Origin of the sequence: Gluconobacter sp. P5H9_a (genome assembly GCF_018812085.1) — a bacterium.
Taxonomy (GTDB): domain Bacteria; phylum Pseudomonadota; class Alphaproteobacteria; order Acetobacterales; family Acetobacteraceae; genus Gluconobacter.
In genome coordinates this window covers 53530-67201 of the sequence record NZ_JACRVW010000009.1, presented here as the reverse complement: position 1 = coordinate 67201, position 13672 = coordinate 53530, and the positions used below count along the sequence as shown (strand labels likewise).

Annotated in this window: 8 protein-coding genes; 7 read left to right on the top strand and 1 reads right to left on the bottom strand. The window is 52.3% G+C overall.

Annotated features, from left to right (window positions below; genetic code table 11):
- Positions 1-9: 9 nt before the first annotated feature.
- Positions 10-702, bottom strand: coding sequence for a recombinase family protein (locus KP708_RS10225; RefSeq protein ID WP_252347548.1), 693 nt, complete (start codon positions 700-702; stop codon positions 10-12).
- 429 nt (positions 703-1131) lie between these two features.
- On the opposite strand from KP708_RS10225, the gene KP708_RS10220 reads away from it, so the two are divergent.
- The 7 genes from KP708_RS10220 to KP708_RS10190 all read left to right on the top strand — a co-directional run bounded on the left by KP708_RS10220 (position 1132) and on the right by KP708_RS10190 (position 13449).
- Complete coding sequence (locus tag KP708_RS10220) at positions 1132-1416, top strand: hypothetical protein (RefSeq protein WP_252347547.1); 285 nt, start codon at positions 1132-1134, stop codon at positions 1414-1416.
- Positions 1417-1617: 201 nt separating this feature from the next.
- Positions 1618-6174: a UDP-forming cellulose synthase catalytic subunit gene (gene bcsA, locus KP708_RS10215; RefSeq protein WP_215751152.1), complete on the top strand. Its 4557-nt coding sequence runs from the start codon at positions 1618-1620 to the stop codon at positions 6172-6174.
- Positions 6171-10016 (top strand): cellulose synthase subunit BcsC-related outer membrane protein, encoded by a 3846-nt coding sequence (locus KP708_RS10210; protein ID WP_215757176.1) that lies wholly within the window; start codon positions 6171-6173, stop codon positions 10014-10016. The genes bcsA and KP708_RS10210 overlap by 4 nt, the downstream gene beginning before the upstream one ends.
- Entirely contained in the window at positions 10017-10448 is a 432-nt protein-coding gene (gene bcsD / locus KP708_RS10205) for a cellulose biosynthesis protein BcsD (protein WP_215751150.1), read from the top strand.
- A 43-nt stretch (positions 10449-10491) separates the two neighbouring features.
- Positions 10492-10830, top strand: coding sequence for a hypothetical protein (locus KP708_RS10200; protein WP_202208163.1), 339 nt, complete (start codon positions 10492-10494; stop codon positions 10828-10830).
- Positions 10831-10879: 49 nt separating this feature from the next.
- Positions 10880-11938 (top strand): glycosyl hydrolase family 8, encoded by a 1059-nt coding sequence (locus tag KP708_RS10195; protein ID WP_252347559.1) that lies wholly within the window; start codon positions 10880-10882, stop codon positions 11936-11938.
- Between the two features lie 107 nt (positions 11939-12045).
- Positions 12046-13449: a diguanylate cyclase gene (locus tag KP708_RS10190; protein WP_215751148.1), complete on the top strand. Its 1404-nt coding sequence runs from the start codon at positions 12046-12048 to the stop codon at positions 13447-13449.
- Positions 13450-13672 lie beyond the last annotated feature (223 nt).

Below are 13672 nucleotides of genomic sequence, written 5' to 3'. Positions count from 1 at the left end.
TCCTGCAAGTTATTGAGATAAAGAGGTATCATGGAGCGGGGAGATTTGAGGGGGTGTCCTTTTACGAATTTTTGCGTTTGTGAGGCGCCGCGAAAGTGTCCTGGAGGATACGTTTAGAGAACGGGCAATGTCGGTCAGGCCTTCGGTCCCGTCTTCCAGGCGAGATAACGCGATATCCAGATCCTGTTCGGAAAGTAGACGAGGACGGCCTAACGTCTTACCGCGCACGCGTGCTGCGGCAAGGCCAGCTCGGGTTCTTTCCGCAATGATGGATCGTTCGAATTCGGCTAATGCAGCCATCATATGGAACATTAGCCGACCGCCGGAGGATGCAGTATCAATGTGTTCTGTTATCGAACGAAAATGTATTCCCTTCTTGCTTAACCGTTCCATGAGTTGGACTAACCCAAACAAAGAGCGTCCAAGTCGGTCAAGTCGCCAGACAACCAGGGTGCAGCCTTCATGAAGATGTTGCATTGCTGCGTCCAAACCTGAGCGGGAAAATTTACTACCTGATTCTCCTTGATCGGTGAAAATTCGACTACAACCAGCAGCCCGGAGTGCCTGGATCTGCAAATCCAGTTTTTGCTCTTCTGTAGAAACCCGAGCGTAGCCGATGATCATATAAACCACTCCAAATACATCAAATAAATGACCTTCCAAACTGGATCGTTGGTTGAAGATCTCTGCAATTACCTTCATGAATTTTGAAGGGACGAGGTTGACAAAAACGGTCGATTTGTTCCGGCCTGATTTGAGACAGTTTTCTGCGCAGACGAAGTTAGAAAATCGGCCATTTTCTGGGAATCCCTAATTGAGTTTCGGGTATTTTCGAACCTTTGCCCGAAATGACCATTTTTGGCATCTTGGGAATTTTTGTTGCAAAAAGTTTCTTCACAAGACGGGAGTGGCGGACAAATTGGTCCGTCAGTAAGGGGATCTCTAACAGAAGAACATGATCGTTTGGTGGGTGTTTCAGGGGGAATGTCTTTCCTTTTTAATGGACAGGATTTGACCGATGATGCCCTGACATATGAAGTGGTTGATCGGCACGTGGCAGACGATTTGGTCATCGAATTTGGCCGACTGATTTGTACAAAAAAACTGCCTTCCAGAGATGATTGTTAAAAAATGAAAATGATTTTCTCTGAAAAGGCTCAGTCAGTCGAGTGGTATGTGAGAAGCTTCGACATGGCACGGGCTGAAAGTGAAGGCTGGTTCATAGAATACGATTGCGGCACAGGTGCCCGACTACGCGGATGTGGGGGGAAAAGCGATCTGGACGCGTGGTGGCATGTCGCTCAAGCGGCCGCTCGTGGGGCTGCATATCATTGTGCAGCTTTAGCAGAGCTTGCTCCTGATGAACGTCTGGCACTCGAGGTTTATTGTGGTCCAACAGGGACCCCGCTGCTGTGAAATATCTAAGAAATTGCAATGGTGCTGAATGCGCCCCAATAGCTGAGAGCGTGACGCTATTGCTGCGTCTCTCTTAAGATTGAGTTTTGGAATCCCATCTTCGTCGTTCTTAACCTTCGTCTTCGGGTCATATAACAGGTTATTGCGGAAAGGATCCGGGTAATCGAAATTTTTACAGTTCAGTTCGGATCTTGATGCGAAATGGTAGTGTCCTCTCTTGCCGCGTGGCGTTCTATAAGAGCGCGCCACCTTGTCTTTGCCACGCTGGGCGGAACGCTTCTTTTTGGCGGGGCTGCAACGATACCTCTTTCAGTGGAAAATCAAGCCGTTCTTGCTGTTGCAGGTATTGTAGCATTTTTTATCGTAGATAGGGTACGTAATGACAATGCGGCGATTATTCTTAAGCTGCTGTCGCTATTTGTTTCACTGAGATATTTTGTCTGGCGTCTTACTGAGACGGTTGAATTTGAAGATTTTACTCAGGCCGCCTTAAGTGTAGCCCTTATATTTGCCGAATTTTTCGCGGGAATAATGCTTGTCTTGAGCTATTTTCAGACATTGCATACTCTGCAACGCAAGCCGATGGCATTGCCAGATCAAGTTGAAGAATGGCCAGCTGTCGACGTTTATATTCCCACTTATAATGAAGACCTTCAAATAGTACGCATGGTTGTTTTGGCCTGTATGGGGTTGGACTGGCCTGCAGATAGATTAAATATTTATATTCTGGATGATGGGCATCGAAGTGAATTTTTCGAATTCGCTCAAGCCTGTGGTGCTGGTTATATCGCGCGTCCTGATAATTCTCACGCAAAAGCTGGCAATCTAAACCACGCGCTTGCTCTCACATCAGGTGAGTACATCGCGGTTTTCGATTGCGATCATATTCCTGTACGAGCGTTTCTTCAGTCCACGATGGGATGGATGATTGCTGATCGCCGTATTGGCCTCATTCAGACGCCTCATTATTTTTATTCTCCAGATCCATTTGAGCGAAATCTTTCAGAAGGGCTTTCCGTCCCTCCAGAGGGTAATCTGTTTTATGGATTGCTTCAGCCGGGAAATGATTTCTGGAATAGCGCATTTTTCTGCGGTTCGTGTGCAGTATTGAGACGAACGGCGCTGGAGGAGATAGGAGGGGTTGCGACCGATACAGTGACAGAAGACTGTCACACGGCGCTCAGGATGCAGAGAGCAGGGTGGTCTAGTGCTTACTTGCGCATTCCTCTGGCTGCCGGTTTGGCAACGGAACGTCTTATCCTTCATATCGGTCAGCGTGCGCGCTGGGCGCGAGGAATGACGCAAATTTTTCGTGTCGATAATCCGCTGTTCGGACCGGGTCTGACATTTGCCCAGCGGCTTTGTTATCTGTCTGCCACGATGAGTTTTCTCTTCGCGATCCCTCGTCTCATTTTTCTTCTTGCGCCTCTCGCGTATCTCTTCTTTGGGGAAACGCTGATAGCAGCATCTCCTATGGCACTCGCCGTCTATGTGCTGCCGCACTTTTTCCATTCGGTTGCAACAGCTTCTCACGTCCAGAGAAACTGGCGATATTCATTCTGGAGCGAAGTTTACGACATCGCGCTTGCGCCATTCATCGCTCCAATTACGTTCATGACGCTGCTCTTCCCACGCCGCGGGCGCTTTAATGTGACCGACAAAGGTGGTCTGGTTAAGCAGGAATATACGGATATCCGCGCCATTTGGCCGCAGATTGTTATTCTGATCCTGCTCTGCATCGCTGTTCTTTCAGGGGTGTGGAGAATTTTTTTCAGACAGCACGACGTCATGGTTCTGAATGCGTTATGGACGACCTGCTTCTGGGCTGCGCTGAATGCCCTCCTGGTTTTTGGTGCCATCCTGGTTGGGCGTGAGACACGTCAGATAAGGCATAGCCCGAGACTTGCTGCGATATTTCCGCTGACGGTCGATTTGCAGAACGGTAGCCTCGTCGAAGGCGTTACGATCGATGTCTCACGAGGCGGTTGCAGGCTTCACGTTCCGCCTGAAGACGCAAGCATGATCCGCCCGGATATGGCAGTCCGTCTTCGTCTGCAGTCAGGTGAGACCGGTGTGCTTGCTAGAATTGTCCTTGTCGAAGAGGACGAGGTCAGCCTGCGCTGGACGCCTGCTTCGCCACGAGAAGAAGCGGTGATTGTACGGTTCATGTTTGGTCGGGCAGATGCATGGCTTGGCTGGGATAACTATGCGCCAGATCGTCCGCTCCGGAGTGCGTGGCTACTTCTGCGCTGTTTCGGAGCACTGTTTAAACGAACTGATCCTGATTCTTATGCTGAGCGCGACAAGCGCATTCTGAATGCTGAACAGCAGGCAAAGGATTTTGCTGCCGCCCGCAAGAAAAAACGCGAGAGAATAGTGCTTCGTCCCATGAAACAAGGTTCGACTGCTGCCCTCCTGATCATCGGTCTGATGACAAGCATCGCGATGAGTGGGCAGGCCTCTGCTCAGGCTCTCCCATCTCCGATTTCCGATGCAGGAGACAATATTCCTCTGCCCGATATAGGAACCACTACGAATGTGCCGGGGCCTGTCATGCCTCCGCTTGCAGGGGCAACGCCGCAGACCTTTTCTCTCATGCATTTTGGAACGCCCTCTGTTTTACGGATGTTGCCTTGGGCTTCCATTCAGGGGGTCAATCTTTCAGTTCCATCTTCCCGTCTTGTCACAGAGGCGCGTCTTGTCCTGAGTGGAGCGTTTTCACCGCAACTTGCCGCGACAGGCGGGGCCATCACGATACGTCTCAATGATCAGTATGTTGGAACGATCACTTTGGATCGCTCTCGCGCTTCTTTTGACGCCCTTAGTTTTGATCTTGATCCCGTACTTTTCACGAAAAAGAACACACTGACATTTTCTTTGGGAAGCACGTCTTCGGATCACGGAACGCCTGCGCCGCCCCAAAGAACGACTGATATATGGGCCGAAATCAGAGGTATGTCCTCTCTGACGCTGACCACCGTACCCTTGCCGCCCCAGCGTCATCTCAACCGTCTTCCCGCACCTCTGCTGGACATTCAGGCGAGCGATCCTGTCGTGCTGCCTTTTGTCCTTCCTGATAACCAGTCTCCGGGGGACCTACGGGGCGCTGCGATCATGGCAGGTTGGTTTGGAAAGATTACCGACGTCCGGCATATCTCGTTTCCTGTCAGCAGACATCTTCCTTTGAGCGGTAATGCGGTGGCCATCGCTCCAGCAGGTCTTTTGCCAGTCGGACTGCTGCTTCCAGCCTCTGTCAAAGGGCCCTTTGTAGCTGAAGTTGCCAACCCCAAAGATAGTAATGGAACCGTACTGGTTGTTACTGGTCGCACAGTGGAAGAGGTTCAGGAAGCTGCGCGTGCCGTTGCATTTCTACCGGAAGCACTTTCTGAAAATGCTTCACAGAGTGTCAGCGCACCGGAAACCATGCCCAGAAATCCGTACGATGCACCGGCATTTATACCAACAAGCCGGGTAGTCCGGTTTGGCGAGCTGGTGAGTGATGCTGCTCTCACGGGCCACGGGTATATTCCTGGCACACTGAGTATTCCGTTCCGTATCTTGCCTGATCTCTACACGTGGCGGGACAAGCCATTTCTCGCCGAGGTTGGCATCAATGGTCCCTTGGAAGCAATTGTTGACCTGGACCGGTCTCATGTTGATGTGAGCCTCAACAACCTTTACCTGCGGAGCTACTCCTGGAGAGTTCCGACGCTTCTACCATTATGGATTTCACGTTACTTCCCGTCGGTTTCTGCCCTGCAGCAGGACCGGATCAAACTTCCAGTTTGGGGGGTGTATGCGCAGAACCAGCTTGATTTCTATTTTAGCGGTCGCCCGGCTGCGAATACACAAATTGCCGCATCCGGTCAGGATATCACGATCAGCATTGATCCTGATTCCACGCTTGATTTCAGGCGGGCGTACCATTTTGCCGTACTTCCCAATCTCGCAATGTTCGCAAATAGCGCCTTTCCCTTTACGCGCCTTGCAGACCTTTCCGAAACGGTAATCTGCCTTCCTGATCATCCGGATACTGCAGTAACGACTGCCTTTCTGGACCTGATGGGCACCATTGGCTCCTATACGTGGTATCCCGCAGACAAAATGACTTTGATTGGCGAGAGCGTCCTAGCCTCGGGCAAGACTTTTCCCGATCAGGACGTGCTGGTGATGGGAACGCTTGGCTCGGACAGGTCATATGCATCTCTGTTGTCGGCAACACCTTATACTCTTGAAAATGGCAAGCTTCATTTCCGGCAGAGAACAATGCTGGATGGGGTGCGATATTTCTTTGCCGATCTTGCAGGAAATGCCGTTTCTGACACAGGTACAGTAAAGCTTCAGGGGGCGCTCAGTCTGCAGAGTGGGGGAGCTTTTATGGCAGCGCGCTCTCCTTATGCATCGCATCGCTCGCTTGTCATGATGCTGTCCGGGACACCGCAGGGATTGGATGAACTGGTTCATGCCATGCGCGATCCAGAAAAACAGCGGGGAATTCAGGGGGATCTGACTGTCGTTAATGGCAGCCATGTTGTCGCGTCCCGCAATGGCATCTCCTATACCGTTGGTAGTCTGCCTTTCTGGGTGAATATCGAGCGTATCTTCCGTGAGCACCCATTCCGCATCATTGTCGCTGCTGCCGTTGCCATCTTTCTGATCGGACGCAGTCTGCATAAAGCAGTCATGTATCAGGCAATGCTGCGCAAACGTGTCATGGATGAGGTGCAACTCTCCGATCAGGGCGTTCAGGCGCAATGAAAGCGCGTTTCCTGCCGTCGTTACCGACGTCTGCCCTGCTTCTTTCCGGTCTATCCCAATGTGTGTTTTTCTGGTTGCCGGAAGATGCACAGGCTCAACAGGCAGCTACTCTTCCGGCGATCCCGGCGGATCAGGGGGAGGTCGTCGAGCTTCTGTTAAAACAGACGAGGTACTGGCTTGGTCGCAGTCAGTATGATCGTGCGGCAGAAACACTGGCTCAGGCGCGGCAGATTGCTCCTCAGAACCCAGGCGTTCTGGAAATAGAGGGAGAATGGGCTGCTCAGAAAGGTGACGTTGAGGCTTCGGAAAGAGTTCTAAAGACGCTTCAGAAAATCAATCCGAAAGCGGCACAAAATCTGGATTCCGTTATGAGGGGAAGCCTTGTTTCTGGCCCGCTTTTGGAGGAGGCCCGAACCCTCGCTCGTTCAGGGAAGGCGACAGAAGCAGTGCGCGTTTATGAGCGTCTGTTTCCGAATGGTCCGCCAGGAGGGTATGCACTGGAATATTATCAGGTGATGGCTGCGTCCAAGCCATTGAGAAACGAGGGTATTGCCGGGTTGCGATCACTGGTCCGCACTGATCATAACAATATTGCGGCTCAGATTGGATATGCTGAAGCTCTGACCTGGAACGAGGACACTCGTCTGGATGGAATGAAACGGTTGCAAGGTCTGGCAGGTGTTACGGCTCTTTCAAGAGAGCAGCGAACATCTGTCATGAGAGCTTGGCGAACAGCACTTTACTGGGTTCCTCCGACCTCTCGAAGCATCCCACTTTATGATGCTTTTCTATCGGTCCTGCCGCAAGATCATGATGTACTGGAACGTCGACATCAGGCAGAGCATGCCCCGAGTGAAGAATTGGCCCAGACGCGCACTGAAGGTTTTCAGGCTTTGGACCGTGGCAATCTTCAGCAGGCGGAAAGTGACTTCAGTGAAGTGCTGCAGACCCATCCGGACGATGCGGACGCGGTAGGGGGGCTCGGACTTGTGCGTCTGCGGCAGGGGCGTTCGGACGAAGCTACGGAACTTCTGAACCGGGCATCGCAACTGAACCCTGCCGAGGCCGCGCGTTGGACGAAAGCCCTGGCAGGTTCGAAGCTGGCGGGCACCTATCACAGGATAGACAGTCTGATCGCTACGGGGCGTTATAACGAAGCACGACAACTCGCTGTTGACACGTTGCAGGTGGCGCCCGACCAAGCGGCTCTTAAAGTCAAACTTGCAGACATGGATCGTAGGCAGGGGCGAACGGCTGAAGCCGAGCGAGGCTATCGTAGTGTTCTTGCTTCAGAGCCCGGGAATATCGCAGCGCTTCAGGGGTTGAGTGGACTTCTGGCTTCGGATGGAAGGGTGAGTGAGGCTCAGGCACTCGCCCGACGTATTCCGGGTATGGGCAACCGTTTCCTGCAGGATATGCGTGCGGCCGATTTACAGGCCGAAGCTGACCGGGCGGATAACGCCGGGGAAAAGGTAACCCTGTTGACTTCAGCTCTAGCGGAAAAACCAGACGACCCGTGGATCAGGCTTCATCTGGCTCAGGCGCTTCTGAAGTCTTCGCGCCAGCAGGAAGCACGGGAAGTCATGGAGCCTATCCTGTCGACAGATCGCCATCTGACGGCTGAACAGCTACAGGCTGCAGTGTTTTTTAGCAGTCAGGTCAATGATTTCGACAGAATCAGACAGCTTCTTCGAACATTGCCTGCACAGGCACGGACGCAATCCATCAGACAGGTTGAGATGCGTCTTGAAGATCACGACCGCATCGCCACTCTGCCGGCGGATGAGACCGATGCCCGCTTTTATGTCCGCAGACTTGCCGACACTATGAGCGATCCTACCGGGATAAGGGGCGCAGGCGTTGCCAGCCAACTGGTTGGTGCAGGCAAGCCTGCTCTCGCTGTCTTTTTTCTCCGGAGCCTCTTGTCTTCTACCCCCCATCTGACGGCACAGCAGCGACTGGCATATGCGGGGAGCTTCCTGGGGGTTCGCAAAACAGAAGAAGCACGACATCTGATGGAAGGCCTTGCAGGTGCGCAGTTGACTCCCGAAGAGGAACGTGAGCGCCACGATATTACAACAGGGCTGGCTGTAACGCGGTCGGATCAGCTGAATGCGAAGGGTAATCAGGCGGAAGCCTATGAAGCCCTCAGGCCCGTTCTGGCGGATAATCCGTCTGACACGTCAGCCCGTATGGCGCTCGTTAGACTGTATGAAGCCCGGCAGGAAAATGCCAAGGCGGATGAAATTGTACGTGCGGTTGTCAATCGTGACCCTGATGATCTGGAAGCCAGACTAGCATTGGTCAAGCTCGAAGCTCAGGCTGGCCAAAAAGACGAAGCCAGAGTTAATGCCGAAGCTCTCAAGGAGCGTGCGCCCACCGATCCGCGTGCGTGGATTGCGGCAGCTCGTGTGGCCGAGATGGATGGTAACTGGCGCGAAAGTCTTGAAGATCTTGCTCGGGCCAGAGAATTCCGTGCCGCTCAGGTTCGACGGACGGATGGAGGCCTTGTTGAGGACGTTAATCCATTCCGGCAGCAGGATCACGGCAAATCCGAGGCGGAGCAGGACCCAATGCTGAGTGGCATTCAGGAAGATGAAAGCCGCGTCAGTCAGACTTATGCGCCGACCGTGGATATTACTCCCGGCTTTCTCGGACGTTCCGGGACCGGCTTGACCAAGCTTTCCCGTGCTGATTTGAAGATGGAAGGAGCCATGACGGTGGGTTCGGGACGATTGGGTATCGTTCTGGATCCCACCGTACTCGCCTCCGGCACGGGGACTATGGATTATCGGGAAGGGCTATGGAAAACCGGGACGACAGCGGTAACTTGTGCGCCTCAAGACATCCAGACAACTTCTGCCTGCTACAGTGACGCAATACGTCGCCGCTCGGCTTATGGCGTAGGTACAAATCTTTATTATGCTCTTGATTGGTTCAGGGCGGATATTGGCACGTCGCCTCTGGGCTTTGCTGTGACCAACATTCTGGGTGGGATTGAATTAACCCCTCAGATTGCGCCTCATCTTATACTGCATACGACATTCGAACGACGTGCCATCGCAGATAGCGTCCTCTCTTATGCAGGTCTGCGTGAGGCGGAGACAGTGGGCGACGTAACCCAGCACAGGACCTGGGGCGGGGTGACCAAAAATAGAGCTCATGCACAGTTCGAATACGGAGATGATGCCTTTTCTCTGTATGCAGGTGGGGGCGGTGCTTACATCTATGGTCGTAACACGCAGTCCAATGTTAATTATGAAGCCGGGGTGGGAGGCAGTTTCCGTATCTACGACGATGGTATGAACAAAGTTCATATCGGTGCTGATGCCGACTGGTTCAGGTATAATAACAACCAGTTTCTTTATACCCCCGGGAATGGCGGTTATTTTTCGCCACAGTCCTTTTTTTCTCTGACTATTCCGGTGCGGTATGCAGGACATAAGGGGGCGTGGGATTGGGCGGCTTCCGGTTTTGGGGGCTTCCAGGCGTATCGTCAGCGCAGCACACTGCTTTTTCCACGAGACAGTCGCTATCAGACACAGGCAAGAGCAAATTACGATGCTGCACAGGATTGTGTGCAACAGCAAGCACTCGCTGCTGCAAACGGGTCAACAATCACACCCTGCGGTGGTGTTTCTACAAGTGTGCTGAGCCAGTACAACTATCGTGATCCCGCGAAATCTTCGTCTGGAATTTCAGGCGGTATAGATGCGCTTTTCTATTACCACATTACGCCTGATCTGAAGGTTGGTGGTCGTTTTCTTTACCAGAAGTCGGGTCCCTGGAATCAGACGGATGTGAATCTGTCCGTTCACTATGACTTTTCCGGAATACGTTGAATGGCCATTGATTTTACATTGCTTCTTACAGAGCTGGCTCGGGAATTCGATCAACAGGCCGGGTCGGACGCGCGGGACAATTTTCTTCGGAAGGTCGGGCATCGAATTGCGTGCCGCGTGACATTGCCGCCATGTAAAACGCTGCTCAACCTCGAGTTGGAAATGAACGTCCAGCTTGCCACGCTTGGGTGGGGGCAAACGAGCCTTTCTCTGGCAGAAACCCAGGCACGCCTTCGTTTGACCCATGATGGTCTGCCATCACTGGGAAGTACGGGTACTCCGCCAGGAAGCTGGCTGACGGCATGTCTGGCGGGCCTCTATGAGCAATGGCTTATGGATCAGCCCAATGCCGCGGAAGGCTGCCGAATAACATGGGACCCTCAGACGCCGGCCAACTCCATTGGAAGTCTACTGTTCGAGTACGGACAATGAACAGAACCGCGACCGGTCGCTTCATGAGCCAGGACGATTAAGCATGCCCCAGTTTTCATCCGACGTTCCTTCACTCTGCAAAGCAATGGGAAAGCCGGATTTCAGATACCGTTCGTTCGATAACATCGCTTTCATTCCACAGACACCTTACGTGAAGGCGCCTGTGGAGGAAGCCGAACACGTTGAAGCGTCGAAGCCTCTCCCTGCACCTGAAGTGACTTTGCGTCCTCAGGACGGCAGCACGGAGAGTACTGCCCTGCCGATTGAAAATTTCCTCACGGATGCCCGTAGCATTCCACTCTCCAAGGTGTTTTCGATGCTGGAGAAAAACAGGATCACAAGCGGCATGCCCGCAAAGGGACTTAACGAGATTTTTCGTTGAGTAATCTTCAAGCGCGACAGTACCAGACAGGATATATTCAGTGAAGAACATGATGCGTGATCCCACCATGGCAATAGAGTCCTTCAACCGGCGGATGGTCATGAAAGGAGTTTTCTGTACTTCATTTCTGGCGGCGACCGGATCGTATGCTTCTGCTGCGACTGCAGATGATCTGTGGGAAGATTACAAGAAACGCTTTATGACCTCTGACGGGCGCATCATCGACGCTCATGATGGTGTCGCCTCCCATAGTGAAGGGCAGGGATATGGGATGCTCTTCTCCGTTGCGTTCGATGATCAAACGTCTTTTGACAGGCTCTGGAGTTGGACTGCCACGACGCTCCGTAGGCCACAGGAAGCGCTCTTCTCCTGGCGGTATATCAATAATTCTATCCCGCATGTGCCTGACCATAACAACGCGACAGATGGTGATCTTCTGATCGCCTTTGCCCTGACAAGCGCTGCAAGGAAATGGCAGCGGCCACATCTTTTGACCCAGGCAAAGCAGATCTATTCGAGTATTCGGAAGAAACTTCTCGTAAATTTCAACGGTCGCCTTGTCCTTCTTCCGGGTATTTCGGGTTTTCTGTCACCCGGCAAAGCTACACTGAACATGTCCTACTACGTTATTCCATCCATGCAGGCCGCACAGGAGTTCGACGATACCGGAATATGGGCGCAAGCTATTCATGACGGAATGGCTCTGCTCCGGCAGGCTCGTTTTGGCAGATGGGGCCTGCCACCTGACTGGCTCACGCTTGGAAAGGATCGGGACGTGCCGGAAATTGCTTCGGGTTGGCCGCCCCGGTTTTCGTATGATGCGATCCGGGTTCCTTTATATCTTCAATGGGGCGGCATGCTGGATCGGGATATTGCAAACCCGTTTGTGCGTTACTGGCATGCCTACACGTCAGGCGGGCTGCCTGCCTGGATCGACCTGAAGACAGATGAAACAGCGCCTTATGCGGCCCCCCAGGGATTCCATGCCATTGGCGCAGCCTGTGGGTTTGAGAATGGCTTTAGCCCGGTGTTGAGCAGAAGCATTGATTATTACTCTGCTTCACTTGTCCTTCTCTCTAACATCGTTGCGGCACAAAGTTTGCGCTAAGGCGGGGAAATGACGAGACAGAACTGCTTTTGTGTTTAAAGATCATGGGCTGCTGCTGTGCAGTTCCTTTCGAAAAATTGCCCCAGAACTGTACGGAAAATTATTTGATGACTACTGATGCCTCTGAAGTACAAGAGCCTTCTATCGCCGAGCAGGAGTGGCAGGGACTGATCTCCCAGACGCCCGAACCTGTGCGGGAAATTGTAGCAGGGGTGATAGACCAGCACGCGGTGGACTGCGTGCAAAGGTTTTATGAAGTGCTTCTGAACAACGCTGATGCAGCCCCGTTTCTTTCGAATGAAATTGTTGATACGCGCCTTCGTGCAGCACTGGGGCGTTGGCTGGCAGAGCTTTTCTCTCACGACGCGCCGGACGCCAGTATTCTTGTGCAGACTCAGCAGAAGATTGGCGCCGCGCACGCGCGTATTCAGATCCCGATTCATGTGGTGATGCATGGTGCCCGTCTCCTGAAAAGGAAACTGCGCGTGCTCATTCAGGCACTGGGACTGGACGGACCGCAATATTCCGCGGCCATCGCATATGCGGAAGATATGATCGATATTGCGATCGAGGTCATGAGCCTGGCTTTTGTACAGGGAACGCGAAAGGAAGTTGAGGTCAATGAGGCGTTCCGGCTCATGTCACTGGGCAAAGACATAAGCCTTGAACGAGAGACGCAACGGGCCGCTTTGCTGGAGTGGGGACAGTCTTTTCTTCTGGACATCTGTTATGGGGGAGACTCAGCCAATACTCTTTCAGACTCTGCATTTGGGCTCTGGTTAAGGCACAAGGGAAGTGTTCTGTTTCAAGGCGCGTCAGAAATTGACGTTGTATCGAAGGCCGTAGAACACGTTGATAATGTGCTTGTTCCGAAGCTGGTCTCCGAGCGCCCTGCGCCCCCACAGGCAATCAAAGCCCTTCAAGGCGCGCTGGAAGAAATTCATTACATGATGGACCAGCTTTTCAAAACGGCGGAAGCCGTTGAGAATGGCCGTGATCCATTGACCAAAACACTGAGCCGACGTTTCTTACCGACCATTCTTGGTAGAGAAGTCTCCCTTTCTCTACGGCGACATATTCCCTTCAGTATTCTGATGGTGGATATCGATCACTTCAAGTCCGTCAACGATAAACTCGGGCATGTTGTGGGTGATTCCGTACTGCGATACGTCGCTAAAATACTGGTCGCACAGTGCAGGATGAGTGATTTTATTTTTCGATATGGAGGAGAGGAGTTTCTTGTTCTCCTGACCGAAACTCAGGAAGAACAAGCGATCCAAATCGCGGAACGTATTCGCACAGCGATTGAGCAAAATACTGCTTTGACAGTCAACGAAATCGATATTCGCGTGACTGCATCGTTTGGCATCGCCACATTTGCTGGCCATCCGGATTATCGTCATCTCATCGAGGATGCAGATCGAGCCCTTTATCTTGCCAAGGCGGCAGGTAGAAACCGCTGGCATGTAAGCAAAGGCAGACACGTTCATTCGGATGGCTTGGCAGGGTAAGTGCGCCGTGCCCGATTGATGTTTAGCAGGCTGAAATAGTTTCGCCGTATCTCCACACGCTGTGGCCTACCATCTCTCATCGATAGAATCTGGAGCTTTCTAAGCAGTCCAGACCTCATATTTGTGTTATCTATAACATGAAAAATTTCAGGCTTCAGGAAAATACATTCTTCTTCAGGAGAGAGGATAATCAATAATATCTATTTTAATCAATATGTTGGAT